The 26,256-nt window shown below is 68.8% G+C and carries 23 protein-coding genes and 1 tRNA gene; 14 read left to right on the top strand and 10 right to left on the bottom strand.

Translation table 11 applies throughout. The features are described from left to right. The first annotated feature begins 24 nt into the window (after positions 1–24). The 6 genes from C0541_RS06875 to C0541_RS06850 are packed head-to-tail and all read left to right on the top strand — an operon-like array spanning position 25 to position 5,876. Positions 25–1,056, top strand: a complete 1,032-nt coding sequence (locus tag C0541_RS06875) for a 3-oxoacyl-[acyl-carrier-protein] synthase III C-terminal domain-containing protein (RefSeq protein WP_161959921.1) — start codon at positions 25–27, stop codon at positions 1,054–1,056. A 35-nt stretch (positions 1,057–1,091) separates the two neighbouring features. Then, positions 1,092–1,940 (top strand): MBL fold metallo-hydrolase, encoded by an 849-nt coding sequence (locus C0541_RS06870; RefSeq protein WP_115046916.1) that lies wholly within the window; start codon positions 1,092–1,094, stop codon positions 1,938–1,940. After that, the gene (locus C0541_RS06865; protein ID WP_115046914.1) at positions 1,937–2,896 is read left to right on the top strand and encodes an NAD-dependent epimerase/dehydratase family protein; all 960 of its coding nucleotides are present in this window, start codon (positions 1,937–1,939) and stop codon (positions 2,894–2,896) included. The genes C0541_RS06870 and C0541_RS06865 overlap by 4 nt, the downstream gene beginning before the upstream one ends. Further along, a complete protein-coding gene (locus C0541_RS06860; RefSeq protein ID WP_115047361.1) occupies positions 2,887–4,041 on the top strand; it encodes a glycosyltransferase family 21 protein in 1,155 nt (384 codons plus the stop codon). The genes C0541_RS06865 and C0541_RS06860 overlap by 10 nt, the downstream gene beginning before the upstream one ends. Beyond that, positions 4,019–4,630 carry a hypothetical protein gene (locus tag C0541_RS06855; RefSeq protein ID WP_115046912.1) on the top strand — a complete coding sequence of 204 codons (612 nt, stop codon included), beginning with the start codon at positions 4,019–4,021 and terminating at the stop codon, positions 4,628–4,630. The genes C0541_RS06860 and C0541_RS06855 overlap by 23 nt, the downstream gene beginning before the upstream one ends. Further along, a complete protein-coding gene (locus C0541_RS06850) occupies positions 4,620–5,876 on the top strand; it encodes a glycosyltransferase (RefSeq protein WP_115046910.1) in 1,257 nt (418 codons plus the stop codon). The genes C0541_RS06855 and C0541_RS06850 overlap by 11 nt, the downstream gene beginning before the upstream one ends. 135 nt (positions 5,877–6,011) lie before the next feature. Here the strand turns inward: C0541_RS06850 and dxs are convergent, their stop codons facing one another. The 5 genes from dxs to C0541_RS06825 all read right to left on the bottom strand — a co-directional run bounded on the left by dxs (position 6,012) and on the right by C0541_RS06825 (position 13,110). After that, the gene (dxs, locus tag C0541_RS06845; RefSeq protein ID WP_115047358.1) at positions 6,012–7,928 is read right to left on the bottom strand and encodes a 1-deoxy-D-xylulose-5-phosphate synthase; all 1,917 of its coding nucleotides are present in this window, start codon (positions 7,926–7,928) and stop codon (positions 6,012–6,014) included. Positions 7,929–8,336: 408 nt separating this feature from the next. Next, on the bottom strand, positions 8,337–8,993 hold the full coding sequence (locus C0541_RS06840) for an HNH endonuclease (protein ID WP_115046908.1): 657 nt from the start codon (positions 8,991–8,993) through the stop codon (positions 8,337–8,339). Positions 8,994–10,122: 1,129 nt separating this feature from the next. After that, a complete protein-coding gene (locus tag C0541_RS06835) occupies positions 10,123–11,916 on the bottom strand; it encodes an acyl-CoA dehydrogenase C-terminal domain-containing protein (protein ID WP_115046906.1) in 1,794 nt (597 codons plus the stop codon). 37 nt (positions 11,917–11,953) lie between these two features. Next, positions 11,954–12,430, bottom strand: a complete 477-nt coding sequence (locus tag C0541_RS06830) for an LEA type 2 family protein (RefSeq protein WP_115046903.1) — start codon at positions 12,428–12,430, stop codon at positions 11,954–11,956. Between the two features lie 143 nt (positions 12,431–12,573). Beyond that, positions 12,574–13,110, bottom strand: coding sequence for a lipocalin family protein (locus tag C0541_RS06825; protein ID WP_115047356.1), 537 nt, complete (start codon positions 13,108–13,110; stop codon positions 12,574–12,576). A gap of 179 nt (positions 13,111–13,289) precedes the next feature. Here C0541_RS06825 and C0541_RS06820 point away from each other — a divergent pair. Both C0541_RS06820 and C0541_RS06815 read left to right on the top strand, forming a co-directional pair. Then, a tRNA-Phe gene (locus C0541_RS06820) sits at positions 13,290–13,365 on the top strand. 321 nt (positions 13,366–13,686) lie between these two features. Beyond that, positions 13,687–13,944, top strand: a complete 258-nt coding sequence (locus tag C0541_RS06815) for a hypothetical protein (protein ID WP_046343205.1) — start codon at positions 13,687–13,689, stop codon at positions 13,942–13,944. A 110-nt stretch (positions 13,945–14,054) separates the two neighbouring features. Here C0541_RS06815 and C0541_RS06810 read toward each other — a convergent pair whose 3' ends face one another. Then, a complete protein-coding gene (locus C0541_RS06810) occupies positions 14,055–14,729 on the bottom strand; it encodes a class I SAM-dependent methyltransferase (protein WP_115046901.1) in 675 nt (224 codons plus the stop codon). Between the two features lie 507 nt (positions 14,730–15,236). Between C0541_RS06810 and C0541_RS06805 the strand changes: the two genes are divergently transcribed. Then, positions 15,237–16,859: a hybrid sensor histidine kinase/response regulator gene (locus C0541_RS06805; protein WP_115047354.1), complete on the top strand. Its 1,623-nt coding sequence runs from the start codon at positions 15,237–15,239 to the stop codon at positions 16,857–16,859. A 270-nt stretch (positions 16,860–17,129) separates the two neighbouring features. Here C0541_RS06805 and C0541_RS06800 read toward each other — a convergent pair whose 3' ends face one another. The 4 genes from C0541_RS06800 to C0541_RS06780 form a co-directional block, all read right to left on the bottom strand. Beyond that, a complete protein-coding gene (locus C0541_RS06800; RefSeq protein WP_104647961.1) occupies positions 17,130–17,408 on the bottom strand; it encodes an oxidative damage protection protein in 279 nt (92 codons plus the stop codon). Positions 17,409–17,430: 22 nt separating this feature from the next. Continuing rightward, positions 17,431–18,504: an A/G-specific adenine glycosylase gene (gene mutY / locus C0541_RS06795; RefSeq protein ID WP_115046898.1), complete on the bottom strand. Its 1,074-nt coding sequence runs from the start codon at positions 18,502–18,504 to the stop codon at positions 17,431–17,433. Positions 18,505–18,839: 335 nt separating this feature from the next. Then, positions 18,840–20,471: a signal recognition particle-docking protein FtsY gene (gene ftsY / locus C0541_RS06785; protein ID WP_161959920.1), complete on the bottom strand. Its 1,632-nt coding sequence runs from the start codon at positions 20,469–20,471 to the stop codon at positions 18,840–18,842. 205 nt (positions 20,472–20,676) lie between these two features. Further along, positions 20,677–21,393 carry an AraC family transcriptional regulator gene (locus tag C0541_RS06780; protein ID WP_115046892.1) on the bottom strand — a complete coding sequence of 239 codons (717 nt, stop codon included), beginning with the start codon at positions 21,391–21,393 and terminating at the stop codon, positions 20,677–20,679. 160 nt (positions 21,394–21,553) lie between these two features. On the opposite strand from C0541_RS06780, the gene C0541_RS06775 reads away from it, so the two are divergent. From C0541_RS06775 to C0541_RS06755, 5 genes are read left to right on the top strand one after another with little or no spacing between them, the layout of a single operon-like run. Beyond that, complete coding sequence (locus tag C0541_RS06775) at positions 21,554–22,492, top strand: proline racemase family protein (protein ID WP_115046890.1); 939 nt, start codon at positions 21,554–21,556, stop codon at positions 22,490–22,492. Then, a complete protein-coding gene (locus C0541_RS06770) occupies positions 22,492–23,742 on the top strand; it encodes an NAD(P)/FAD-dependent oxidoreductase (protein WP_115046888.1) in 1,251 nt (416 codons plus the stop codon). The genes C0541_RS06775 and C0541_RS06770 overlap by 1 nt, the downstream gene beginning before the upstream one ends. Beyond that, positions 23,739–23,984: a 2Fe-2S iron-sulfur cluster-binding protein gene (locus C0541_RS06765; RefSeq protein WP_024937895.1), complete on the top strand. Its 246-nt coding sequence runs from the start codon at positions 23,739–23,741 to the stop codon at positions 23,982–23,984. The genes C0541_RS06770 and C0541_RS06765 overlap by 4 nt, the downstream gene beginning before the upstream one ends. After that, entirely contained in the window at positions 23,977–25,290 is a 1,314-nt protein-coding gene (locus C0541_RS06760) for an NAD(P)/FAD-dependent oxidoreductase (RefSeq protein WP_115046886.1), read from the top strand. Before C0541_RS06765 ends, C0541_RS06760 begins: the two co-directional genes overlap by 8 nt. Further along, positions 25,287–26,195: a dihydrodipicolinate synthase family protein gene (locus tag C0541_RS06755; RefSeq protein ID WP_115046884.1), complete on the top strand. Its 909-nt coding sequence runs from the start codon at positions 25,287–25,289 to the stop codon at positions 26,193–26,195. Before C0541_RS06760 ends, C0541_RS06755 begins: the two co-directional genes overlap by 4 nt. The last annotated feature ends 61 nt before the right edge of the window (positions 26,196–26,256 follow it).

Genomic DNA, 26,256 nt, shown 5'->3' with positions numbered 1-26,256 from the left:
GGCTCGGCCCACGCCCGCCACGGTATGCTGCGCGCCTTGTCCAACGAGACCTCCGTGTTGAACGCATTGCCGCTGCGCATCCTGGGCACCGGGCGCCATGTCCCCGCGACGGAGGTGACCTCGCAACAGCTGGATCAACGCTGGCAGCTGCCGGCGGGCACCACCTTCGCGCGCTCGGGGGTGGCTACGCGCCATTACGTGGGCGAGGGCGAGACGGCCTCGTCGATGGGGGCGGCGGCGGCGGCCCAGGCGCTGGCAAGCGCGGGCATCGACGCCGATCAGATCGATTGCCTGATCTCGGCCTGCAGCGTCATGGAGCAGCCGATTCCCTGCCAGGCGGTGCTGATCCAGCGCGCGCTCGGGCTGGGCGATTCGGGCATTCCTGCCTTCGACGTCAACGCGACCTGCCTGAGCTTTCTGGTGGCGCTGGACATGGCCGCCAATGCGTTGGCGCTCGGGCGTTACCGGCGCGTGTTGATCGTCTCCAGCGAAGTGGCATCGGCTGGGCTGGATGCGTCGACGCCGGCCACGGCCGGCTTGTTCGGCGACGGGGCGGCCGCGGTGGTGGTGACGCGCAGCGCCGCCGATGATGGCTCGGCGCTGCTGTCCAGCCGCCTGGCCAGCTACGGCGATGGCGCGGAGCTGTGCCGCATTCGTGGCGGCGGCACGCGCTATCCGCGTGGCGAAGAGCAGGCGCCCGATGCCTTGCGCAGCTTCAGCATGGATGGGCGCGGTGCCTACCGGTTCGCGGCACGCCAGCTGCCTGCCTTCTGGGAACAGCTGCTGCGCGAGGCCGGCACCAGCACCGCAGCGTTGCGCTGCCTGGTGCCGCACCAGGCCTCCGGCGGCGGCCTGGAGCATGTGGTGCAGGCGCTGGGGCTGCGTCCCGATCAGGTGATCCGCATCCTGCAGGACACCGGCAACCAGGTCGCCGCCTCGCTGCCGCATGCACTGCATCACGCCCGGGTCGAGCAACGCCTGCAGCGCGGCGATCTGTTCGCGCTGCTCGGCACCGGGGCCGGGCTGGCGATCGGCGGCATGGTGTTGCGGTACTAGGGCGTGTGCGCATGTCCCGACCAGGTCGCGCGCTGATGCCGCCGCGCGTGTCGCTCGAGTTGCTGCGTATCGGCCATTGCCGCCACTGCGAGCGCATGGTGCGTGCGGACGGCCACTGGCATGCGGTGGAATTCCCCGCGTTGAGCGTGCTGATCCGGCATCCGCAGCGCGGCGCGTTGTTGTACGACACCGGGTATGCCGCGCATTTCTTCCGCGCGACCGATCCCTGGCCCGAGCGCCTGTATCGCTGGACCACGCCGGTGCGCCTGCCCGCGCACGCAACGCTGGGCGCACAGCTGGCACGCCGCGGCGTGCAGCTGGAGGAGATCGCCTGGTGCCTGATCTCGCACTTCCATGCCGACCATGTCGGCGGCCTGCGTGATCTGCCGAACGCCCGCTTCATCTGCCTGCGCGCGGATCATCAACAGCTGCGTGCCTGTTCACGCATCGGCGGCCTGCGGCGTGCCTTGTTGCCCCAGCTGCTCCCCGAGGATTTCGATCGGCGCCTGCAGTTTGCCGAGCAGGCACCGATGCGCGCGCTGACCGGCGCCTGGCAGGGCCTGGGCGCGGCCTACGATCTGTTCGACGACGGCAGCGTGCTGGCGGTGCCCTTGCCCGGGCACGTACCCGGGCAGATGGGACTGTGGGTGCGCGACCAGCACGACCGCGAGGTGCTGCTGTGCGCCGATGCGGTGTGGTCGTCGGCAACCTGGGCGACGCTGCAGTGGCCGGCCTGGCCCACGCGCTTGTTGATGCACGATTGGCACGCGTTCCGGCGCACCGTGCAGCAATTGCACGCGCTGTCGCTTGCCCATCCCGAGTTGGCCATCCTGCCGTCGCATTGCCAACCCAGTCTTGACCGTTATCAACCGGAGTGGCGATGAGCCTGCGTATTCTCGTGACCGGCGCGTCCGGCTTTGTCGGTGGTTCCTTCCTGCGACGTTTTCAGGAGCAGCCGGGTGTGGAGATCCACGGCATCGGTCGTCGTGCCAGCGATCTGCCCAACTACCATCGCATTGATCTGAGCCAGCCGTTCGCGCTGCCGTGGCAGCCGGACGTGGTGATCCACGCCGCGGCATTGGCCTCGCCGTGGGGCACGCGCGCGCAGTTCCAGCGGCACAACGTCCAGGCCACCGCCAACGTCATCGACTTCTGCAAGCGTCACGGCTGCCCGCGTCTGCTGTATGTGTCGTCCAGTTCGGTGTTCTATCGCGAGGCGCATCAATACGACCTCAGCGAGGACAGCCCGATCGGGCCGGCGTTCGTCAACACCTACGCGCAGACCAAGTACCTGGGCGAAACGCTGCTGCAGCACTATCCGGGCGACACCTGCGTGCTGCGCCCGCGTGCGGTGTTCGGGCCGGGGGACACGGTGCTGTTCCCGCGTGTGATCGCCGCTGCACGCAAGGGCGCGCTGCCACGCTTCGTCGGCCAGACGCAGCCGGTGATCGGCGACCTGATCTACATCGACACGCTGTGCGATTACCTCTATCGCGCGGCGACGGCGCCGCAGTTGCAGCCGGCCTACAACCTCACCAATGCGCAGCCGGTGGATCTGCAGCAGTTGCTGTTGGACCTGCTCACGCGCCTGCAGCTGCCGCTGCCGCGACGCGAGGTGCGCATCGCCACCGCACTGCGCATGGCCAGCGTGGTGGAAGCGGCCTATCGCGTGCTGCGCCTGCGCGGCGAGCCGCCGATCACGCGCTTCGGCGTGGGGGCGTTCGCCTATTCCAAGACCTTCGATCCACGACGCACGCTTGCCGATCTCGGGCCGCCCAGCGTCAGTCTGGAACAAGGCATCGAGGCATTCGTGCGTTGGCAGGCGGCGCAGTGGGCGTAGTCGTTCCGATAGTGGCAGCCGCCTACCTGGCGGTGCTGACGGTCAAGACGGCTGCAGTGCTGTGGGTGCTGCGTGGTGCGCGCACACTGCCACCGGGTGGCGCCAGCGCAACCCAGGCCGAGGTGGCGATCCTGCAGCCGGTGCTGGGGGGCGATGCGCAGTTGCAGCAGGTGCTAGCCACCAACCTGCAAGCGCTGCCGGATGCGCAGTTTGTCTGGTTGCTGGATGCAGACGATGGCCCGGGAAATGCGGTTGCCGACGCCTTGGTGGCGCTGCATCCGCATGTACGCATCGCGCGCATGCAGGTGCCGGCCGCGCCGGCCGGGATCAACCCCAAGGCCTGGAAGCTCGACCACGCGCTGGCGCATGTGCAGGCGCCGATCAGCCTGATCCTCGACGACGACGCACAACTGGGCGCCGGCGCGCTCGCACGCCTGCTGCAGGATCTGGCCGACGCCGATGTGGTGACTGCATTGCCGTACTACCAGGACGGCAGCACGCTGGCAGGCCGGCTGTTGTCGCAGTTCGTCAACAACAATGCGGCGCTGACCTATCTCGGTTGGCTGCCGTTCGCCGCGCCGCTGACCATCAACGGCATGTGCTATGCCGCGCGGACCGAGCAACTGCGCGCCTGGGGCGGCTTTGCCGCGTTGCTCGACCAGCTCACCGACGATCTGGCCGTTGCCACCTTGGTGCGTGAGCGCGGCGGGCGACTCCGCCAATCCGTCGCGCCGGTGGCGATGCGCACCGCGCTGCCGGATCTGGCCAGCTATGCGCGCCAGATGCATCGATGGATGCTGTTCGCATCGATCCTGCTGCGTCGGCAGACCGTCGGCGTGCGTTTGGCGATCGGCGTGCTGCAGGGGCTGCCGCCGTTGCTGCTGCTGGCCTTGCTGGCCTGTGCCTGCGTGCAGGCGAGCTGGCCGGCAGCGGCCGGCGTGCTGGGCACCGTGCTGCTGCGTGCGCTGCTGCTGTGCCTGGTGCAATGGCGGGTGACCGGGGCGGTGCGCCACCGTCCGTTGCTGTCGGTTGTCGCGGAGTGCCTGCAGCCGCTGCATCTGCTGCATGCCGCGCTGGTGCGCACGATCCGCTGGCGCACCCGGCGTTATCGCGTGTTGCCGGATGGACGTTTCCGTGCGGACTGACGGCGCCGGCCTGCAGGTGGCCTTCCTCACCGGGCAAAGCGATCCGGAGCGCTGCGCGTTGAGCGGGGAACAACAGCAGTTTCTGCACCAGCTTCAAGGCGAAGGCCGGCGGCTGATCGACTGCAATTATCCGTATCGCTCCGCTGGCCTACCGCACCGGCGCACACCGCTGTGGCGCGCCAGCGTGTGCAACGCGCGCCAGTATCTGGCCGCACGCGGCGCACGCGTCGCGGACGCCGATCGCATGCGCGTGGTGGCGCTGCTGGAGCAGGCGCCGAGGACGGTGCTGTTGGCCGGCAGTTGTGGCCTGCAGCTGCTGACCGCGTTGCAGCTGCCGCAGGCGCTGCGCGCGCGTCTTGCGGTGTTTGCCTATGGCCCGGTATGCACTGCGCCTGCGACGTTCGGACAGCTGCGCATCGTCCAGGGCCGTGGCGACTGGATCTCGCGCCTGCTGTTCGGCGCTGCGCCAGATCTGAGACCGGCATGCGGGCATCTGCACTATCTGCGCGATGCAGCGGTGCTGGCCGAGTGCCAGGCCTTTGTCGCGCAGATCGAGCAGGCAGTGCAGGGGAGGGACCATGCGCATTGATCTGATCGCACCCCCGTACAGTGGGCATCTGCATCCGATCCTGGCGATCGCCCTGCAGTTGGCGCCGCATCACGAGGTCCACGTCATCAGCACGCCGGCGGCACTGGCGCGCATCCAGGCCTGCGGGCTGAGCGGCGTCGGCGTGCTGGACGCGCAAGCCGACCGGCAGTTACGCGAGATCGCCAATCCGCCGTATGCGGTGGGCCACAACCCCTTGCGGCTGCGCCGCCAGTTGCACGAGGCGCTCGGCCTGATGGCGCGGCTGGGCGATGCGGTCCGGCAGCGCTGGCGCGACCGCAGGCCGGACCTGGTGATCGCCGACTTCACCTTGCCCAGCGCGGGATTGGCGGCACAGGCGATGGGCATCGCCTGGTGGACCAGCATGCCGTCGCCCTGCGTGATCGAAACCGGCGACGGGCCGCCGGCGTATTTCGGTGGTCTGCTTCCGGCATCCACGGCACGGCAGCGGATCTGGCATGCCGTGGCGCGGCGGCTGACGCGTGGATTCAAACGGAGCCTGCACCTGTGTTATCGCGGTCAGATGCGTGCAGCCGGATTGCCGGCGATCTATCGCAACGACCGCAGCGAGGCGGTGTATTCGCCGCACTGCATCCTGGCCCTGGGGCTGCCGTCGTTCGAGCTGGCCCGGCGCTGGCCTGCGGCGGTGCGCTTCGTCGGGCCGCAGCTGTGCACGCCGCCCTCGACGGTGGCGCCGCCGCCGTTCGTCCCCGGTCGTCGGCACGTGCTGGTGACGCTGGGCACGCACCTGCAGTGGGTCAAGCAGCGGATGGACCAGGTACTGCGTGCGGTGGCCGTGCAGTTCCCGCAGGTGATCTTCCACTTCAGCGATGGCGATACCGCCGCGCCGCCAGCGCAGGCACACGGCAACTACCAGCGCCTGCCGTACGTGGACTACGCACGGCAGCTGCATCGCTACGACTTGGTCGTCCACCATGGCGGTGCCGGCATCCTGTATGCCTGCCTGGCTGCGGGATTGCCGTCGCTCGTCTATCCGCTGGATTACGACCAGTTCGATCACGCCGCGCGCCTGCACAGCGCAGCTGCGTCGCGGTGGTTGCGCAAGCTGGATGACCTGCCTGCGTTGTTGCGCCAGGCGCTTGCTGCCACCGGGGTGCCGGCGGGCGTGGGTAGATTGCAGGCAGAACTGCGCGACATCGAGGCGCAGGCGCGCATCGTGCGGCTGGTGGATGCGTTCGCGCGTACCGGGGCGGTGCCGCAGCTCTGATGTCCCACCAGGCGGATCGGTCACGCCCGGCGCCAATCCATCAGCGTCAATACGCCGCACATGGCATTGCCGGGACCGGCCGGCGATTTTCCAACCGCCTGCCGCAACGACCGCTGCGTGCAAGCAGCGCGGGCCTCAGCCCGCAGCCGCGTTCAACGTGGGCGCCTTGCCTGCCATCAGCTGCGGCCAGCGCCTGAGCACGGCGGCGCGGATGCCGGCCTGGTCGATGCCGGCCTCGGCCAGCAGGTCTTCGCGGCTGGCGTGGTGCTGGAAGCTGTCCGGCAGGCCCAGGTGCAGCATCGGCAGGGTGACCGCTTCGGCGTTGAGCAGTTCGGCCACGCCCGAGCCGGCGCCGCCGGCGACGACATTGTCTTCGATGGTGACGAAGCCTTCGTGGCTGGCGGCCAGCTCCAGCAGCATGGCCTTGTCGAGCGGTTTGACGAAGCGCATGTTGACCACGGTCAGGCCAAGTTCGCGGCCGACCGCTTCGGCCGCATCCACGCTGGCGCCAAAGCCCAGCAGGGCGATACGGCTGCCACTGTGACGCAGCTGCGCCTTGCCGATCGGCAGGGTGGTCAGCGAGGCATCCAGGGCCACGCCCGGGCCGGTGCCGCGCGGGTAGCGCACGGCCGCCGGGCCTTCGTAACGCACGCCGGTGGTCAGCATCTGACGGCATTCGGCCTCGTCGGCCGGCGCCATCACCACCATGTGCGGGACGCAGCGCAGGAAGCTCAGATCCAGGTTGCCGGCGTGGGTGGCGCCATCCGGGCCGACCACGCCGCCGCGATCGATCGCAAACAGCACGTCGAGCTTCTGCACCGCCACGTCGTGCACCAGCTGGTCGTAGCCGCGCTGCAGGAAGGTGGAGTAGATCGCCACCACCGGTTTGGCGCCTTGCGTGGCCATGCCGGCGGCCAGCGTCACCGCATGCTGCTCGGCGATCGCCACGTCGAAATAGCGCTGCGGGTATTCCTTGCTGAAACGTACCAGGCCCGAGCCTTCGCGCATCGCCGGGGTGATCACCAGCAGCCTGGGCTCGGCCGCCGCCATGTCGCAGACCCAGTCGCTGAAGACATCGGTATAGGTCGGCTTCTTGGCGCCGGGCTTGGCGACCAGGCCCTTGCTCGGGTCGAATGGTCCGACGGCGTGGTAGCCGATCTGGTCGCCTTCGGCCAGCTCGTAGCCCTTGCCCTTGGTGGTGACGACGTGCAGCAGCTGCGGGCCCTTGAGGGTCTTGAGCGTCTTCAGCGCGCCGACCAGGCCGGGCAGGTCATGGCCGTCGATCGGGCCGGTGTAGTGAAAGCCCATTTCCTCGAACAGCGTGGACGGCACGAACATGCCTTTCCAGTGTTCTTCCCAGCGCCGCACGAAGCGCGCGGTGGGGTTGTTCTTCTTGTCCCCGAGGATCTTCTTGCCGCCCTCGCGGATGGCGTTGAGCGTGCGGCTGCCGCTGGCACGCCCCAGCATCTTGGTCAGCCCGCCGACCGCTTCGGAGATCGACATGCGGTTGTCGTTGAGGATCACCAGCAGGTTCGGCTCCGGGTCCATGCCGCCGGCATGGTTGAGTGCCTCGTAGACCATGCCGGCGGTCATCGCGCCGTCGCCGATCACCGCCACCACCTTGCGCTCGTCGCCACTGCGCTGCGCGGCGATCGCCATGCCCAGCGCAGCCGAGATCGAGGTCGAGGAATGGCCGACGCCGAAGGTGTCGTAGATGCTCTCTTCGCGCTTGGGGAACGGCGCCACGCCGTCCTTCTGCTTGACCGTGTGGATCTGGTCGCGGCGGCCGGTGAGGATCTTGTGCGGATAGGTCTGGTGGCCCACGTCCCAGACCAGCTGATCGACCGGGGTCTGATACAGGTAGTGCAGGGCGACGGTGAGTTCGATCACGCCCAGGCCGGCCGCAAAATGCCCGCCGCTCTTGCCCACCGATTCGATGAGGTAGGCGCGCAGCTCTTCGGCGATCGCGGTGAGATCGGCCTCGTCGAACGTGCGCAGATCGTCGGGGGTCTGGATGCGGGACAGGCGCGGGTAGCGGGTGGAGTCGATCATCATCGTGTCAATGTTCTGAAGCCGTATTGTCCTCCCCATGCGAAGGCCCGGCAAGCAAACCGGTTCAGCTGTCAGCGGGAAGTGATGGCCCGGGCACGGTCGTCAGTGCAGGCGCGCGCGCTGCCTTCTTGGACCCGGGTGCGGCAATCCGCCGCACGGGTCCAAGGGCCTGGAACACCGGCCGGCGAGGCTGCGAGGCTGCGTGGCTGAGCGGCGGCCGGCTGGCCGGGTCGCCGCGATGATTGACGCAGCGGTAGGGCGGCGCATTGCGTGGAGGAGCTGCGGGCTGCGGATTGCGTCGAGTCGACGCGCCCGCCAATGCACGCGTTGCTACATGTCGGTTGGACGATCCCGACGCCTGTCCCGGCGATCCAGCCGGAGCGTCGTGTCGTGCCAGCCGGTGGCGGCCTACAGCGACAGTTTCGAGCGCTTGGGCAACTGCGCGCGCAGGAACGCCATCTGGTCGGACAGGATGTTGCGGTTGGACAGGATCAGGTGCTCGATCCAGCTCGGCCGGTACGGCACCGCCAGCAGCGGCATGTGCGCCTGCTGTGGCGTCCGGTTGGCCTTGCGCGAGTTGCACTGGAAGCATGCCGTGACCACGTTCTCCCAGCTGTCGCGGCCGCCCTTGGAGACCGGCATGACGTGATCGCGGGTCAGCTGCGGGCGACTGAAGTGCTGGCCGCAATACATGCACAGCTGCGCGTCGCGCGCGAACAGGGCGGTGTTGCTGAGGGTGGGCGTCGGGTCCAGCGCGCGCGAACGGGCGTGCCCGCGTGCGGCGATGATGGGATGCAATGCCAGCGTGCTGCGCTCGCCGGTGAGCCGCGAGATGCCACCGTGGATCTGCATGCAGGGCTCGCCCAAGGTCCAGGACACCGCATCGCGCGCGTACAGGCAGGCAGCGTCCTGCCAGTTGATCCAGTCCAGAACGCGACCATGCGCATCGAGCGAGAGCAGGCGCAAGGTGGGAAGTTGCTGGATTGCAGCGACAGCGCTGCCCGCGACCGGGGCTGAGGAGCCTCCGGGGACGATCACATCACCTGCGTGCGTGTCTGTCTCCATCGGGAAAACAGCTTATACCCGATCGTTGACAGTTTGTGTATCGCAGCGACGGGCCGTGGCGCGCGTCTTGCAATCAGGGGATCAGCACGTGCCCGCGCGGCTGCGATGCTTGCGTGCTGCGGGATCGATCCTTGGGCGCGTCGAGGGCCTGGTTTAGCCGTAGGAGGGCACCTGGGCGCGACGTCTCGTTGATCGGTCATGCCTCGTCGCGGCCAGGTCCGCTCCTACGACGGTGGTGGGGTGCTGTGAGGTGCCGTAGGAGNGCACCTGGGCGCGACGTCTCGTTGATCGGTCATGCCTCGTCGCGGCCAGGTCCGCTCCTACGACGGTGGTGGGGTGCTGTGAGGTGCCGTAGGAGGGCACCTGGGCGCGACGTCTTGTTGATCGGTCATGCCCGTCGCGGCCAGGTCCGCTCCTACGACGGCGGTGGGGTGCTGTGAGGTTGCTGTAGGAGCGCACCTGGGCGCGACGTCTTGTTGATCGGTCATGCCTCGTCGCGGCCAGGTCCGCTCCTACGACGGTGGTGGGGTGCTGTGAGGTGCCGTAGGAGCGCACCTGGGCGCGACGTCTTGTCGATCGGTCATGCCTCGTCGCGGCCAGGTCCGCTCCTACGACGGTGGTGGGGTGCTGTGAGGTGCCGTAGGAGCGCACCTGGGCGCGACGTCTTGTCGATCGGTCATGCCTCGTCGCGGCCAGGTCCGCTCCTACGACGGCGTTGGGATGCTGTGAGGTTGCCGTAGGAGCGCACCTGGGCGCGACGTCTTGTCGATCGGTCATGCCTCGTCGCGGCCAGGTCCGCTCCTACGGCGGCGGTGGGGTGCTGTGAGGTTGTGGTAGGAGCGCACCTGGGCGCGACGTCTTGTCGATCGGTCATGCCTCGTCGCGGCCAGGTCCGCTCCTACGACGGCGGTGGGGTGCTGTGAGGTTGNGTAGGAGCGCACCTGGGCGCGACGTCTTGTCGATCGGTCATGCCTCGTCGCGGCCAGGTCCGCTCCTACGACGGCGGTGGGGTGCTGTGAGGTTGTGGTAGGAGCGCACCTGGGCGCGACGTCTCGTTGATCGGTCATGCCTCGTCGCGGCCAGGTCCGCTCCTACGACGGCGGCAGTCCGCCGCGAGGAGGGCGCTTGCTCAGGCTTCGCCGAACAGCTCCGCTTCCAGCGTCATCAACGGCGCGGCGCCGCTGCGAATGGTGGCGGCATGGGTCAGCGTGCGCGGCAACACGCGGGCGAAGTAGAAGCGTGCGGTTTCGCGCTTGGCGCGTTTGAAGTCCTCGCTGTGCGCGGAGGCATCGGCCGCGGCCACGCTGCGCGCCCACCAGTACGCCAGCACCACGTAACCGGAATAAAACAGGTAGTCGTAGCTGGCGGCACCGAGTTCGTCCGGGTTGCGCGCGGCGCGATCGAGCACGTCGCGGGTCAGCATCGCCCACTCGCTGCACTTGTCGCGCAGCGGCTTGATGAACTCGGCCAGCGCGGCGTTGCCTTCCTGCGCATTGGCAAAGCTTTCCACATCGGCCAGGAACAGCTTCAGTCCGGCCGCCTGGCTGGCAGCGGTCTTGCGGCCGATCAGATCCAGTGCCTGGATGCCGGTGGTGCCTTCGTAGATGGTGGTGATGCGCGCGTCGCGGGCCAGCTGCTCCATGCCGTATTCGCGGATGTAACCGTGGCCGCCGAAGCACTGCAGCGCGTGGTAGGTGTTCTCGATCGACCACTCGGTCTGGCAGGCCTTGGAGATCGGGGTGAGGAAGCTCACCAGGGTTTCGGCATCGGCGCGTTCCTGTTCGGTGGCGCCGCGATGGGCGACATCGACCAGGCTGGCCGCGTGCAGCGCCAGCAGGCGGCTGCCTTCGGTCAGCGACTTGATGGTCAACAGCATGCGGCGCACGTCCGGATGCACGATGATCGGGTCGGCCGGCTTGTCGGGCGCCTTGGCGCCGCTGAGCGCACGCGACTGCAGGCGCTCGCGGGTATAGCGCAGGGCGTTCTGGTACGCCCGCTCGGACAGGCCGATGCCCTGCAGGCCCACGCTCAGGCGCGCGGTGTTCATCATCGTAAACATCGCCTGCAGGCCCTTGTGCGGCTGGCCGACCAGGTAGCCCTGCGCGCCTTCGAAGTTCATCACGCAGGTCACCGAGCCCTTGATGCCCATCTTGTGCTCGATCGAGCCGCAGTGCAGCGCGTTGCGCTCGCCCACGTTGCCGTCGCGGTCCACCTTGAACTTGGGGGTGACGAACAGCGAGATGCCCTTGGCGCCGGCCGGTGCGTCCGGCAATTTGGCCAGCACCAGATGCACGATGTTGTCGGTGAGATCGTGCTCGCCGGCGGTGATGAAGATCTTGGTGCCGGTGATGGCGTAGCTGCCGTCGGCGTTGGGCTCGGCGCGGGTCTTGAGCAGGCCCAGGTCGGTGCCGCAATGCGGCTCGGTCAGGCACATGGTGCCGGTCCAGCGGCCGTCGATCAGCGGCTTGAGGAACACGTCCTGCTGCCAGGTTTCGCCATGCTGGCGCAGCGCTTCCATCGCGCCGTGCGAGAGCAGCGGGAAGTTGCCCCAGGCCAGATTGGCGGCGTTGATCATTTCGCTCAATGGCACGCCCAGCGTGTGCGGCATGCCCTGGCCGCCGAATTGCGTCTCGGCGGTCAGCCCGTTCCAGCCGGCGCCAACGAACTGGTCGTAGGCGGCGCGGAAGCCGGGCGGGGTGGTCACCGCGTGGGTGCCCTTGTCGAACGCGCAGCCGATTTCGTCGCCGATGCTGTTGAGCGGCGCCAGCACCTGCGCGGTGAAGCGGCCGGCCTCTTCGAGCACGGCGTCGATGATGTCGGTACTGGCATCGGCATAGCCGAGCCGGGCAAACAGGTCCTGCGCGCCGAGCACGTCGTGCAGGGCGAAGCGGAAATCGGTCAGCGGGGCGGTGTAGCTGCTCATGCGGGATCCTTCAAACGAGTGCGGGAAGGCGTGCGCGTCAGCGCAGCACGCCGTTGAGGCCCGGGGCCGGGCTGAGCGTATTGCGCGACTCGACGCTGAAATCGCGCTGCTTCTTGTCCTGCGGCGTCGCCCACACCGTGCCCTTGAGCGCGTAAGGCAGCGAGCGGCCACCGGCCAGCACGTCGGCGACGGTGATGCGGCCCAGCGAGGTCGGCTGCACGCTGACGGTCACCACGTCGGCGGTTTCCGGGCCGATCGAGATGCCGACGCTCTGGTCGAGCTTGCCGGCGACCTGATCGCCGGCGGAAATCTCCAGCGCCACGCGCTCGAACTGCATCGGGATGCTGCTGTAGTTCTGCAGCCGCAGATCGACCGACCAGGAACCATCGGCACGCACGGTCAATTGCTGGATGCTGGCGGCCGGCTCGGACACGCGGCGTACCGCACCGCCGCAGGCGCTCAGCAACAGGCCGCAGGCCAGCGAAACAATCAGGAGACGATAGGCGCGAGGCATGTGCTGAAGTCCTTGGCGGGATGAGGCGGCGCCAAGAATACTACGCAGTACGGTTGCTGCCTTGCTGCCTTGCTGCCTTGCCCCCTGCGTGTGCAGGGAAGGCGTGTGTTGCGGTACCGCGCGCGGCGGGCCGGCCACAAGCGTCAGGGCAGCGGCGCAGCCACGATCAGCGGCGACAGGTCGTAGCCCATCTGCGTGGCCCGGGCCTTGAGCTGCTCGAACTGCGCGCGCGGCATCTGCGGCGAACGCGACAGGATCCAGAGGTACTTGCGCTCCGGTTCGCCGACCACTGCCCATTGGTAATCCGGGTCGAGCGCGATCACCCAGTAGTCGGCCCACACCAGCGGCAACCAGCTCAACCATTCAGGGGCGAAGCGCACCCGCAGCTGCCCGGGCTGGCCAGCGACCGGGCGCGCCACCCCGTCGGCCTGGGTCAGCTCGCCATCGGCGGTGCGGCAGCCGTTGCGCACGCCGATCAGGCCATCGTCGCGCAAGGTGTAGCTGGCAGTGATATCGCGGCGGCACTTCTTCTGGAACGACACCGGAAGATGCGCGATCTCGTGCCACTGGCCCGCATAGCGGGAGATGTCCAGTTGCGGCACTGCGCGTACCGGCGGTTGGGCGGCAGCCGCCAGCGGCAGCAGCAAGGCGAACGACAACAGCAGGCGGGGCAGGCGCATGACGATCTCCTCGGGACCTGCGCAGGCTAGGCCATGCCGCCCGCCGCGCGGCGTGAACCGTTGCAGGAAAGCATGGGCATTGCGCCGGCCCGCAACAAAGTTCATCGCAAGGCTTGCCCAAACTGCGCCTGCTCGCTATGATGCGCGTCCTCGCAACGCAGGCAGCATGTTGCGATAGTGGCCGAGTAGCTCAGTTGGTAGAGCAGGGGATTGAAAATCCCCGTGTCGGCGGTTCGATTCCGTCCTCGGCCACCATTTTTTTCAAGCCTTCGTTCGCAAGGCTTCCCGGCAACCGCCGGAGATGCACTCCCCTCTTTCAACTCATGTCGGCGCCACGTCGCAGCGTTTGCTGCGGGCGGGTTTTGCTGCGTTTGCCGGCCGCCGTTTCGCATGCGTCCGGACGATGTCGAGGTCGATGTTGCCCGCGCTGCGTCTGGGCGGTGCGTGAATCGCGTCCTGGGAATGGCTGGCAGGCTGCGTCGGGGGAGTGGCGCAAGGGGCTGCGGCCGGCGCGCGCTGCCGGCGCGCGGCGGGTTTCCACGTGGTCTTCAACTGCGCATGGTGATACTTCCGCGCATGACGCACAGAACACTTCGACGCACGTTGATTCACGGCTACTGCGGTGAGTTCCGCGTGGAAACGATGGAAAGTCAGGCCCCTGGACAGACGCAGTGGTCGTCGACGGCGTTCGTGTACCACCGCGACCACCCCTCGCCGATCGCCACCATCGAAGGCGCAGGGCAGGGCGAGTACCGCGGCGATGCGCGCGAGCAGGCGCTGCGCGTGGGGTCGTGTCTGGCGGAGTTCCTGGACCCCAAGGAATACCGGCTCTGAGGTCCGCCGCCGCTACTGCGGCGCCGGACGGTGCGCTCTGGTTTGTCGATGGTGCCGGCAGGTTGCGCCGTCTGCCGGCACGCCTGCAGCGGAGTGGCGCGGCCAACCGGTCAGCCGCCCGCCGGCCACCAGTTGTCCATGTTGCGCCGGTAGACGAACAGGCGCGGCGCCTTGGTCACCTGGGCCGCGGCCTGGCGCTCGCCGGCGACCAGTGAAAACCCGATGTCCGCCAGCATGCGCGACAGCGCATTGGCATTGCCGCGGCCCGGGTCGCTGATGACGATCTCGCACGAGGGCTTGGCCAGTGCGGGAATGAGGGTGGCCAGCATGCTGGCGTGGCGGCTCTCGTAGAGCACGTCGCTGGCGATGATCATGTCGAACTGGCCCGTGTTCAGCGCCCCGGCATCCCAGTCGAGCCGGCGATACGGCACCGAGTCCAGCGAGTTGAGCGCCGCGTTGTACGCCAGGAACACCTCGGCCAGCGGGTGATGGTCGCTGGCGACCACGTCGGCGCCGCGCCTGCGCAACACCAGGCTGGCCAGCCCCAGGCCGCAGCCGAGTTCGAGAATGCGCCTGCCGTCGATCGGGCGCGTGGCCATTGCTTCGGCCAGCAGCCGGCCGGCAGGCCAGACCTGTCCGAACAGGCTCCATTGCGCCGAGGAGATGCCGGCATCGGCCGCACTCTCGTCCGGATCGGCGTATTGCTGCTTGTCGGCAAGTGCGCGGATGACGTAGGTCAGTTGCCCGAAGGTCAACGCGTGAATCTGGGTCTGATAGCCCGGCATGGTGGCATCGCATGATCGCCAGAGCCTGCGCTGGCTGGAAAGACGCGCGCAACGGCGCCGGAATGGCCGAATGAAGCGCAGGAGCTGCTTGCTGCCCGCGCATGCTACGGCAAAACCGCTGCTGCACCTGCCGGCCACGGACGGCCTGTCGCGGCACCATTCACCAGCTTTTTCAGCAAGCGACGGTGCAGGCAATGGCTCACAGCCGCGCGCTTGCATGCGCGCCGGTCGTGTGGCGACGGCTCGCCCCATGCTTCGCGGTGGCCCGGGCCATGCACGGATAATCGCGCAGCGTGCCGGTGCTGCTGGGATGGGGCTGATGGTAGCCGGTGCGGAGGGCATCGACGTGTTGCCAAAGCGGGCGCCGCAGCAGCACGTGCTGTGTCAGACGCGTCGGGTTGCATCGGCAGGGGCGGCCGTACGGGAAAGGCTCATGGATGTGAGGGATCAGCTCACCGGCCCCGACTAGACTATCGCCACGGGAATGGCCCCGCGGAGAACATGCACTTGAACGATTCTGGTCACGTCGAGCCACGGGCGCCTCACATCGGCGAATCGCGCAGCCTTCCTGTCGACAAGCGTCGCTCGGACATCTTCTTTGCGGCGGTGGAAACCACGCGGATGCCGATGACGGTGACCGATCCGCATCTGCCCGACAATCCGATCGTGTTCGCCAACCGGGCATTCCTGGAAATGACCGGGTATTCGGCCGACGAGATCATCGGCAACAACTGCCGCTTCCTGCAGGGACCGGAAACCGATCGCTCCAGCATCGACGATGTCCGCGAATCGATCGAAAACCGGCGCGAATTCGCCACCGAAGTGCTGAACTACCGCAAGGACGGTTCGTCGTTCTGGAATGCGCTGTTCGTCTCGCCGGTGTTCGACGAGAGCGGCCGTCTGGTGTACTTCTTCGGCTCGCAGCTGGATGTGAGCCGGCGTCGCGATGCCGAGGACGCCTTGCGCCAGGCGCAGAAGATGGAAGCGCTGGGGCAGCTGACCGGCGGCATTGCGCACGATTTCAACAATCTGCTGCAGGTGATGGCCGGCCATCTGGAAGTGATCCAGATGATGGCCAACAAGGGCGGCGACAATGCGCAGCGCATCGCCTTCAGTGCCGAGCACGCGGCCGCGGCGGCGGCCAAGGCGGCCACGCTGACGCAGCAGCTGCTGGCGTTTTCGCGCAAGCAGAAGTTGCGCGGGCGGGTGGTGAACCTCAATGGCCTGGTGGCGGGCATGAACAACATGGCCGAGCGCGTGCTGGGCGGTGGCATCACCATGCAGCAGTCGCTGGACGAGCAGTTGTGGAATTGCCAGATCGATACCACCCAGGCCGAAGTGGCGCTGTTGAACGTGTTGATCAATGCGCGCGATGCGATGGCGCAGGTCGAGCGCAAGCAGGTCACGGTGCAGACGCAGAATGTGGAAATCACCAACCACGATCTGGCGATGTATCACCAGCTGGCACCGGGCCGTTATGTGAGCCTGGCGGTGAGCGACACCGGCTCGGGCATGCCGCCGGACGTCGCCAGCCGGGTGATGGAGCCGTTCTTCACCACCAAGGACGAAGGGCAGGGCACCGGCCTGGGCCTGTCGATGGTGTATGGCTTCGTCAAGCAGTCCGGCGGCACCGTGCGCATCCATAGCGAAGTGGGCGAGGGCACCACGGTGCGGCTGTACTTTCCTGCCTCCAGCGAGTTCGAGAACGAACTGCTGGCAGCCAAGGGCCGCGCGATCGACAAGGGCGGCAGCGAGACCATCCTGATCGTGGAAGACAAGCCGGATGTGGCGGTGGTGGCGCAGATGTTCCTGGAGGATGCCGGTTACCGCATCCTCACCGCATCCAGCGGACGCGAGGCGGTCGAGGTGCTGGAACAGCATCCGGAAGTGGACGCGGTGTTTACCGACCTGATCATGCCCGGCGGCATGAATGGGGTGGTGCTGGCCCGCGAGGCGCGGCGCATGTTGCCCAGGATCAAGGTGCTGCTGACCACCGGTTATGCCGATGCCAGCATCGAGCGCACCGACGTCGGCGGTGCGGAATTCGACGTGGTCAACAAGCCGTACACGCAGAAGGAGTTGCTCAAGCGGATCCGCATGCTGCTGGACGGGCCCACCGGCGTCGGCTGAGCGGCGCGCATCCGGGCATTGCGATACCCGGATGTCGGTTGCAGCTGGTCGGCGATCGTGCAGTGCCGCTGCACTGCCGGGGATGCGCTGCGCTGCGCCAGGCGGACTCCCGCTCAGGAACGGTCAGCCAGTCGTGGCGAGCAATCCTTCCGCTTGCGTAAACGGCGCAGGATCCGCACGGCACACGCGATGCACGCCGATGGCATGCACTGGCCGCGCCTGCCCGGCACGAGCGCAGCCGTCGGTGAGCGGCGTCGAATCCTGCCGCGCTTACTCTTCGCGCATCGGCGCGACATAGCCATCGGGCTTGTCGGCATTGCGTTCGAACAGGAACTTCTGCAGCTCGGCCTCGAGAAACGCGCGGTGCTTGGGATCGCGTGGCGAGAGCCGGTTCTCGTTGATCAGCATGGTCTGGTGCGCCAGCCACGCCTGCCATGCGCTCTTGCCGATCTGCGCGAACACGCGCTGGCCGAGCTCGCCGGGATACGGCACGAAATCCAGGCCTTCGGTGTCGCATTGCTGGTACTGGCAGAACACGGTGCGGGACATGCGGATTCCTTTGGGTGCGCGCCTAGAGGGCGTCGAGCAGTTTGCGGATCGGCGCCGGCAGGCCCAGCGCGGCGAGATCGGCGCGGGCGACCCAGCGCAGAGCGTCATTGTCGCGCAGCGCCGGGCGCAGCGCGACCTTGCCGATGCGCAAGGGCTGCAGATGCAGGCGGTAATGGCTGAAGGTGTGCACGATCGGCGGCAGTTCGTCGGCGCGGTCGTAGTTGCCATCGATGTGTGTGTCGAACCATGCGCGCATGCCGCCATCGGTCTCGGCCTGCGGCAGCGTCCACAGCGAGGCCCAGATGCCGGTCGGCGGGCGGCGCTGCAGCAGGATCTGCCTGTCTGCGTTTTCCAGCAGCAGCGCGGTGGCTTCGCGCTCGGGCAGGGTCTTGCCGGGCTTGGGCGTGGGCAGTGCCTCCACCAGGCCATCGCGGCGTGCCACGCAAGCGTCCTGCAGCGGGCACAGCACACAGGCCGGTCTGGCGCGCGTGCACAGCGTGGCGCCGAAATCCATCTGCGCCTGCGTGTAGTCGGCCAGGCGGCCGACCGGCACGTGCGCCACATGCGTCGTCGCCAGTTGCCACAACTGCCTTTCGATCACCGGCAGGCCGGGATAGCCGGCAATGCCGTGGAAGCGCGTCAGCACGCGCTTGACGTTGCCGTCCATGATCGCGAAACGGTCGTTCCAGGCCTGGCTGAGGATCGCCCCGGCGGTGCTGCGGCCGATGCCGGGCAGGGCGAGCAAGGCGTCGACATCGCGTGGCAGTTCGCCATCGTGCAGGGTCACGCATTGTTTGGCGGCCGCGTGCAGGTTGCGTGCGCGTGCGTAGTAGCCCAGCCCGGCCCAATGCGCCATCACGCTGTCGTTGTCGGCGGCGGCCAGGTCGGCCAGGGTCGGAAAGCGGGCGACGAACTTCTGGAAATACGGAATGACCACCGCGACCTGGGTCTGCTGCAGCATGATTTCCGACAGCCACACCCGGTACGGCGCACGTGGATGCTGCCAGGGCAGGTCGTGGCGGCCGTGGCCGTCGAACCAGTGCAGCACGCGGTCGACGAAAGCGTCGGTGGTGGGAGTGGCGTGGTCGGCTGGCATGGGCTCTGCTGGCGATGGAGGGCAATGGCGTCGGGGCGGGGCCGGCTGCGTGGCTGCGGCGGCGGGGCCGCTCAGCGCAGCGGAAAGGCCATTCCGACCAGGCACTGTTCGCAGAAAACGCCCTCATCGCCAGGCCAGTGTGGTGCGGCCGGTGCGTGGTAGTAGACCACCGCCGGATGGGCGCGGGCCTGTCTGCGCAGCGCCGCCGGAAGGGGCTGGGCAAACTCCAGGACACGTCTGGCACGCGACCAGTCGCGGGACACCGCCCTCACCGTGCAGCCGGCCTGCAGCGCCTGTGCGCACAGCGGCTGCAGATGCGGGCAGGTGTCTTCCACTCAGCTGCCCAGGGCTTCCGGCAGCAAGGCATCGACGAAGGCGACCGGGTCGAACACACGCAGGTCTTCCGGGCGTTCGCCGATGCCGGCGAAGCGGATCGGGATATTGAACTCGCGCGCCAGGGCGAACACCACGCCGCCCTTGGCGGTGCCATCGAGCTTGGTCACGACCAGGCCGGTGACACCGACCGCGGCATGGAACTGGCGCAGCTGCGAAATGGCGTTCTGGCCGGTGGTGCCGTCGATGACCATCAGCACTTCGTGCGGCGCGGCGGCATCGATCTTGCCGAGCACGCGGCGGATCTTGCCCAGCTCGTTCATCAGCCCGGTCTGGGTGTGCAGGCGGCCGGCGGTGTCGGCGATCAACACCTCGGTGCCGCGCGCCTTGGCGGCCTGCAGGGCGTCGAACGCCACCGAGGCGGCGTCGGCGTTCTGTCCCTGCGCGATCACGGCCACACCGTTGCGATCGCCCCAGGCCTGCAGCTGCGCCACCGCGGCGGCGCGGAAGGTGTCGCCGGCCGCCAGCATCAGGCTGTTGCCGTCGTCCTTGAAGCGCTTGGCCAGCTTCCCGATGGTGGTGGTCTTGCCGACGCCGTTGACGCCGACGGTGAGCACCACGAAGGGCCTGGCCGCGCGGTCGATGACCAGCGGCTTGGAGACCGGCTGCAGCAGCGCGATCAGGTCGGCGCGCAAGGCCTTGAACATCGCCTGCGCATCGACGAACTCGCGCGACTTCATGCGCTTGCGCAGGCCCTCCACCAGGGCGGTGGTGGCGCCGATACCGACGTCGGCGGTGATCAGCGCGGTTTCGATCTCGTCGAGCAGGTCGTCGTCGAGCTTGGGATTGCGCGAGAACAGGCCGCCGAAGCTGCGCGCAAAGCTGCTGTTGCGCAGGCGGTCGCGCCAGCCCGGTTTGCCGGCCGGGGCGGCCGGTAGCGCATCGCGCTGGCCGCCGATGCCGTCGTCGATGGAGGTGGTGGCCGGCGGGGCGGCGATCACGGCCGGGGCGACGACGCCGGGCGGCGGGGCGGCGACCGGCGCCGCTGCGGGTGCCGCGGTGACTGCGGCAGGCGCCGCCACGACGGGTGCAACGACCGCAGGCGTTGTGGTCGAGGGTGCAACGGCGGGCGTGCTGCTTTGCGAAGGCGTGGCGGTGCCAGCCGGCGGTACGGGGGCGCTCTGCGGCTGCACGACCACCGGCGGCACCACCACTGCAGTGGACGGACGCGGCGCGGCAGCGGGAGCCGGATCGGGCAGCGCCTGCAGCGCCGAAGGCGCCGGTGTTGCCGGCGGCGTGGGTGCGCCGGGGACTGCGGCAACGCTCTGCGCCTGGCCGGTCCGCGCGGCGATGTCCTGCGCATGCCGTTCGGCCGGTGCGGCGGCGGGCGGCGGTGCGGCGGGTGTCTGCGCTATCGGTTCGCTGCGTGCGGGTGCGGCGGGGGCGGGCGGTGCCGTCGTTGCCGTCGTTGCCGACGTGCCGGGTTCGGCGGTCGGCATTGCCTCGACCGGCGACGCCGGGGTGGCGGCGGAAGGTGCGGTGGGGAATGCGGCTGCCAGTTCTTCCAGGCTATAGCGCGAGGTACGCGCGCTGTCGGGCGTGGTTGGCTTGTTACGGCGGAAAAAGCTGGCCATTGGCAACGCAGTAGGGGAAACCCCGAATTCTATCATCCGGGTCTGGTCTCGCCTTGACGCGCGCTTCAGCGGGGTCCTGTGCGGGCCATGGCCGGCGCGCCGCAACGGCTGCGCAACAGCCCTGGCGATCTGCACCGCCACGGCACCATCGATGCTGCCGAATTCGGCATTTGTGCCAGCGCGGTGTCGGGGCCTGTCTGCGTGCCTACAACTGCCCCTTGAGCGCACGGTAATCGCGCGGGGTCATGCCGACGGTTGCCTTGAACTGACGCGCGAACGCGCTCTGGTCGGCAAAGCCGCAGCGTTGCCCGATGCTGGCGATGCTGTCCTCGCCATACAGCAGCCGCATCGCCGATTCGATCCGCAGCTTGGTCAGCAGTTGCTGCGGGGTCACCTGGAACACGCGGCGGAAGTGCCGCTCCAGCTGCGCCACCGACAGGCCGGCCAGGTCGGCCAGGCTCTGCACGCGCAGGTTGTCGCCGAAGTTGGCCTGCATGTGGTCCATCACCTGGCTCAGCCGCTCGTAGGCCGAGTGCCGGCTGTCGGGCTGGCCCAGGTCGCGCGAAATGCCGACCACGCCGATCACCTCGTTTGCTTCGCAGAGCGGGCGCTTGAAGGTCAGGCACCAGCCGGGCAGGCGGTTGGGATACAGATGCACTTCCAGCTGGTTGTCGATGAGCTCGCCACACAGCACGCGGCGGTCCTGCATCATGTAGCTGCCTCCCAGCGGCAGCGGAAACACTTCCAGTGGCGAGCGGCCGATGATGTCGCTACGCAGCTTGCGCCCGAGCCGGCGTACCAGCGTCAGGTTGCAATGGGTGTAGCGGCCCTCGCTGTCCTTGATGAAGAACACCACGTCCGGCAGTGCATCGAACAGCGTCTGCATTTCCAGCGCGGGAAGGTTGAGGTCCATCGGCGTCATGGTGGAGATCACGATTGACGGCTGCACGAAAGGCGCGGCCCTGTATGGATCCTAGCGCAAACGCGGGGCTGTGAACCGGGTTGTCGATTGTGCGGATTTCCGCATTTGCAACTCGCATTGGACGCTAGTCGTCCGGCCGCCGGCAGTGGGAGCATGAGCCATGCACACCATCGACGTCATCGACTCCCATACGGCCGGCGAACCTACCCGCGTGGTCCTCTCCGGCTTCCCCGATCTGGGCGATGGCGACCTGGCGCAATGCCGCGAGCGGTTTCGCCGCGACTTCGACCCGTGGCGCAGCGCGATTGCCTGCGAGCCGCGCGGCTCGGACACCATGGTCGGCGCCTTGCTGCTGCCGGCCCGCGACCCCGACGCCTGCACCGGGGTGATCTTCTTCAACAACGTCGGCTACCTGGGCATGTGCGGGCACGGCACCATCGGAGTGGTGCGCACGCTGGCCGAGCTGGGGCGCATCGCGCCGGGCCGGCACCGCATCGAGACGCCGGTCGGCACGGTGGGCGTGGAACTGGCCGAAGACGGCACGGTGTCGGTCGACAACGTCGAGAGCTACCGCTTCGCGGCGGGTGTGGACGTGGACGTGCCCGGTCATGGCCGGGTGCGCGGCGACGTGGCCTGGGGCGGCAACTGGTTCTTCATCACCGGGCAGGCGCCGTGCGCGCTTGAGCTGGCGCATCAGCGCGAACTGACCGCCTATACCGAAGCGATCCGGCTGGCGCTGGAAGCGGCCGGCATCACCGGCGAGGCCGGTGGCGAGATCGACCATATCGAAGTCAATGGCGCCGCGCCCGATGGCAGCGGCGTGGCACGTAATTTCGTGCTGTGCCCGGGGCTGGCCTACGACCGCTCGCCGTGCGGCACCGGCACCAGCGCCAAGCTGGCCTGCCTGGCCGCCGACGGCAAGCTGGGCGAGGGCGAGCAATGGGTGCAGCAGGGCATCCTGGGCAGCGCCTTCGAGGGCAGTTACCGCCTCAGCGGGCGCGGCATTGCGCCACGCATCAGCGGGCAGGCCTACCTCACTGCGCGATCGCAGCTGCTGATCGACCCGGCCGACCCGTTCGCCTGGGGCATCGTGGCCTGATGGACGAGCAGCTGCGCGCGCAGGAGGGACATGCCGGCGCAGCGTCTGCTGCGGCCGCCCCCTTGCCCGGCGCGGCGCTGGCCGCCGCGGACGCGCCAGCCGCGCACACCGGCAGCGTGCCGGCCGCTGCCGGCACGCGACGCAGCTACGACCTGATCGTGGTGGGCGCGGGCATCGTCGGGGCGGCCTGCGCCGAGGCGGCGGCCGGCGAAGGGCTGCGGGTGGCGATCGTCGAGCCGGGGCCGATCGGCGGCGGTTCCACCGCCGCGGCGATGGGGCACCTGGTGGCAATGGACGACGATCTGGCCGAGCTGGCGTTGTCGGCGTACTCGCTGCGTTTGTGGGAGCGGTTCGCCGAATTGAGCGAGGCAGAATTCAGCCGCTGCGGCACGCTGTGGGTGGCCCGCGATGCGCGCGAACTGGCGGCGGTGCCGGCCAAGATCGCGCGGCTGGCGGCGGCCGGCCTGCAGGCCGACGCGATCGATGCCGGCCGGTTGTACGCGCTGGAGCCGCACCTGGTGCCGGGCCTGGCCGGCGGCATGCTGGTGCCGGGTGAGGCCGTGGTGTATCCGCCGCGGGTGGCGCGGCATCTGGTGAGCCTGGCCTGCAAGGCGGGCGCGCAGCTGTTTGCCGGCCGCAAGGTGGCGCAGTTGCAGGCGCAGGGGGTGCGCCTGGACGATGGCCAGCTGCTGGGCGGCCCGGTGCTGGTCGCCAGCGGCGTGGCCTTGCCGCAGCTGTTGCCCGAGCTGGCGCTGCGCCCGCGCAAGGGCCATCTGGTCATCACCGACCGCCATCCGGGGCTGATCCGGCATCAGTTGCTGGAGCTGGGCTACGCCGATTCGGCGCATGGCGCCGACGCCACCAGCGTGGCCTTCAATGTGCAGCCGCGGCCGACCGGTCAGATCCTGATCGGTTCCTCGCGCCAGTTCGGCGAGCACGACCGCGCGCTGTCGCTGCCGGTGCTGCAGCAGATGCTGCAGCGCGCATTCGCCTATCTGCCGGTGCTGCGCGAGTTGCAGGCGATCCGGGTGTGGACCGGGCTGCGCCCGGCGACCCCGGACGGGCGCCCGTATCTCGGGGCGGTGCCTGGCCGGCGCGATGTCTGGGTGGCCGCCGGTCACGAGGGGCTGGGGGTCACCACGGCACTGGGGAGCGCACGGGTGATCGTGGACAGCCTGCTCGGGCGCACCCCGGCCATCGACCCCAGCCCGTACGCTCCGGCGCGCGCCGTGCACGGTGCCGCCGCATGAGCGCCACGGTGCGCCTGCACGTGGACGCGCAAGCGGTCGAAGTGCCGGCCGGCGCCAGCGTGGCCGCGGCGGTGGCGCAGGCGACGCTGCAGTTCCGGCAGTCGTGCAGTGGCCAGCCGCGCGCGCCGTTGTGCGGCATGGGCGTGTGTTTCGAATGCCGGGTGCGCATCGACGGCATCGGCCAGCAACGCGCCTGCCTGGTGGATGCGCGCGACGGCATGCAGGTACGCACCGATGGCTGAGCGCGTGCAGCATTTCGATGTGCTGGTGATCGGCGCCGGCCCGGCCGGGCTGGCGGCGGCGCAGGCCGCGGCCGGTCATGGCGTGCGGGTCGGCGTGGTCGACCTGCAGCCGCGTGCCGGCGGGCAGGTGTGGCGCAGCGACGTGCGGCATGGCGCGCCCGCCGATGCGCGCACGCTGTTGCAGCAGGTGCAGGGCGCGGCGTCGATCACGCTGCTGACGCGCACGCAGATCCTGCTGGCGCAGCCGGGCTGGCTGCTGGCCGATGGCCCGGATGGCACCCTGCAACTGCATTACGCCGCGCTGGTGCTGGCCACCGGCGCACGCGAGTTGCTGCTGCCGTTCCCCGGCTGGACCTTGCCCGGGGTGACCGGCGCCGGCGCGGCGCAGGCGCTGGCAAAACAGGGCTGGCCGCTGGCCGGCAAGCGCGTGGTGGTCGCCGGCAGCGGCCCGCTGCTGCTGGCCAGTGCGGCCACCTTGCAGCGGCATGGCGCACAGGTGCTCGGCATCCACGAACAGACCTCGGCAGCCGCACTGCGGCAGTTTGCGCTGCAACTGTGGCGCTGGCCGGGCAAGGCGGCGCAGGCGGTTGCGCTGCGCCTGCAGTTGCGTGCGGTGGCCTATCGCGCCGGCAGCATCGTGGTTGCCGCACACGGCGACACGCAGTTGCGCGAAATCGAAATGGAAGGGCCAGCCGGCCGCAGGCGTGTCGCCTGCGATCAACTGGCGGTGGGCTATGGCCTGGTGCCCAATACCGAACTTGCGCAGTTGCTGGGGTGTCAGCTCGACGCCTGCGGCGCGCATCAGCAGGTACAGGTGGATGCCTTGCTACGCACCAGCGTCACGCAGGTCTTTGCAGCGGGCGAGGCCTGCGGCATCGGCGGGCGCGATTGCGCACTGGTCGAAGGTGCGATGGCCGGGCATATGGCTGCCGACGCACCGGACGCTGCGCTGCGGCTGCAGCCGCGGCGGCGTGCCGCGCGTGCGTTTGCCGAGCTGTTGCAGCGGCAGTTCGCACTGCATCCACGCATCCACACGCTGGCCCGGCCCGACACGCTGGTGTGCCGCTGCGAAGACGTGCCGCTGGCTGCGCTGGACAACTTCGACGATGCCCGCGATGCCAAGCTCGCCTCGCGTTGCGGCATGGGCGCTTGCCAGGGCCGCATCTGCGGCACCGCACTGGCCGAACTGGGGCGGTGCCCGCCCGCGTTTTCCACCGACGCCGGCCGCCGGCCGCCGTTGTTCCCGGTCCGCCTCGCGGCGCTGGCCGACCCGTTCACTTCCGACTCGCAAGGGAATCATCCATGAGTATTGCTGCGTTCTGGCACGGCGTGCTGCCGGCCATCACCACCCCGTTCACCGCCTCCGGCGAGATCGACCACGCCTTCCTGGGCAAGCACGCCAATCAACTGGTGGACGCCGGCTGCACCGCGATCGTGCCGCTGGGTTCGCTGGGCGAAGCGGCCACCTTGAGCGTGGACGACAAGATCGCCGTGCTCAAGACGCTGATCGGCGCATTGGACGGCCGCGTGCCGGTGGTGCCGGGCATCGCCAGCCTGGCCAGCGGTGAGGCGGTGGCGCTGGCCAAGGCGGCCAAGGAGCTCGGTTGCGGCGGGCTGATGGTGTTGCCGCCCTACGTCTACTCCACCGACTGGCGCGAGATGGGCGCGCATGTGCGCGCGGTGATCGCCGCGACCGACCTGCCGGTGATCCTGTACAACAACCCGGTGGCCTACAAGACCGACTTCGGCCCGGCGCAGATTGCCGAGCTGGCCGCCGAATTCCCCAACCTGCAGGCAGTGAAGGAGTCCTCGGGCGATGTGCGTCGCTTCGCCGCGCTGCAGGAATTGCTGGGCGACCGCCTGGCGCTGCTGGTCGGCATGGACGATGCCATCGTCGAAGGCCTGAGCATGGGTGCCAAGGGCTGGATCGCCGGCCTGGTCAACGCCTACCCGAAGGAATCGGTGCGCCTGTTCGAACTCGCGCGCGATGGCGGCTACCCGGCGGCCAAGGAACTCTATGACTGGTTCCTGCCGCTGCTGCGCCTGGACACCGTGCCCAAGTTCGTGCAGTTGATCAAACTGGTGCAGGAAAAAGTGGGCCTGGGCAGCGAGCGCGTGCGCGCGCCGCGCCTGGTGGTCGACGGTGCCGAGCGCGAGGCCGCGCTCAAGGTGATCGATCACGCCATCGCCACTGCGCCCACACTGTCCTGACGATGCGGTCTCGCCGCACGTCCCCGGATACGCGACGCGCACGGAGTCATGCGCGCACAGG

The sequence above is a fragment of the Xanthomonas arboricola genome (genome assembly GCF_003353015.1).
Taxonomy (GTDB): Bacteria; Pseudomonadota; Gammaproteobacteria; order Xanthomonadales; family Xanthomonadaceae; genus Xanthomonas; species Xanthomonas arboricola_E.
The sequence above is the reverse complement of the archived record's forward strand: the minus strand, read 5'-3'. Positions and strand labels throughout refer to the sequence as shown.

Excerpts from the sequence above, each read along its gene's own strand:
- C0541_RS06865 (WP_115046914.1), top strand. The coding sequence starts at position 1,937 with ATGAGCCTGCGTATTCTCGTGACCGGCGCGTCCGGCTTTGTCGGTGGT.
- ftsY (WP_161959920.1), bottom strand. The coding sequence starts at position 20,471 with ATGGCCAGCTTTTTCCGCCGTAACAAGCCAACCACGCCCGACAGCGCG.
- C0541_RS06775 (WP_115046890.1), top strand. The coding sequence starts at position 21,554 with ATGCACACCATCGACGTCATCGACTCCCATACGGCCGGCGAACCTACC.
- C0541_RS06830 (WP_115046903.1), bottom strand. The coding sequence starts at position 12,430 with ATGCCTCGCGCCTATCGTCTCCTGATTGTTTCGCTGGCCTGCGGCCTG.
- C0541_RS06800 (WP_104647961.1), bottom strand. The coding sequence starts at position 17,408 with ATGTCCCGCACCGTGTTCTGCCAGTACCAGCAATGCGACACCGAAGGC.
- C0541_RS06765 (WP_024937895.1), top strand. The coding sequence starts at position 23,739 with ATGAGCGCCACGGTGCGCCTGCACGTGGACGCGCAAGCGGTCGAAGTG.
- C0541_RS06815 (WP_046343205.1), top strand. The coding sequence starts at position 13,687 with ATGACGCACAGAACACTTCGACGCACGTTGATTCACGGCTACTGCGGT.
- C0541_RS06760 (WP_115046886.1), top strand. The coding sequence starts at position 23,977 with ATGGCTGAGCGCGTGCAGCATTTCGATGTGCTGGTGATCGGCGCCGGC.
- C0541_RS06835 (WP_115046906.1), bottom strand. The coding sequence starts at position 11,916 with ATGAGCAGCTACACCGCCCCGCTGACCGATTTCCGCTTCGCCCTGCAC.
- C0541_RS06840 (WP_115046908.1), bottom strand. The coding sequence starts at position 8,993 with ATGGAGACAGACACGCACGCAGGTGATGTGATCGTCCCCGGAGGCTCC.
- C0541_RS06855 (WP_115046912.1), top strand. The coding sequence starts at position 4,019 with ATGGACGTTTCCGTGCGGACTGACGGCGCCGGCCTGCAGGTGGCCTTC.
- C0541_RS06875 (WP_161959921.1), top strand. The coding sequence starts at position 25 with ATGCTGCGCGCCTTGTCCAACGAGACCTCCGTGTTGAACGCATTGCCG.
- C0541_RS06825 (WP_115047356.1), bottom strand. The coding sequence starts at position 13,110 with ATGCGCCTGCCCCGCCTGCTGTTGTCGTTCGCCTTGCTGCTGCCGCTG.
- dxs (WP_115047358.1), bottom strand. The coding sequence starts at position 7,928 with ATGATCGACTCCACCCGCTACCCGCGCCTGTCCCGCATCCAGACCCCC.
- C0541_RS06870 (WP_115046916.1), top strand. The coding sequence starts at position 1,092 with ATGCCGCCGCGCGTGTCGCTCGAGTTGCTGCGTATCGGCCATTGCCGC.
- C0541_RS06755 (WP_115046884.1), top strand. The coding sequence starts at position 25,287 with ATGAGTATTGCTGCGTTCTGGCACGGCGTGCTGCCGGCCATCACCACC.
- C0541_RS06770 (WP_115046888.1), top strand. The coding sequence starts at position 22,492 with ATGGACGAGCAGCTGCGCGCGCAGGAGGGACATGCCGGCGCAGCGTCT.
- C0541_RS06780 (WP_115046892.1), bottom strand. The coding sequence starts at position 21,393 with ATGACGCCGATGGACCTCAACCTTCCCGCGCTGGAAATGCAGACGCTG.
- C0541_RS06850 (WP_115046910.1), top strand. The coding sequence starts at position 4,620 with ATGCGCATTGATCTGATCGCACCCCCGTACAGTGGGCATCTGCATCCG.
- mutY (WP_115046898.1), bottom strand. The coding sequence starts at position 18,504 with ATGCCAGCCGACCACGCCACTCCCACCACCGACGCTTTCGTCGACCGC.
- C0541_RS06810 (WP_115046901.1), bottom strand. The coding sequence starts at position 14,729 with ATGCCGGGCTATCAGACCCAGATTCACGCGTTGACCTTCGGGCAACTG.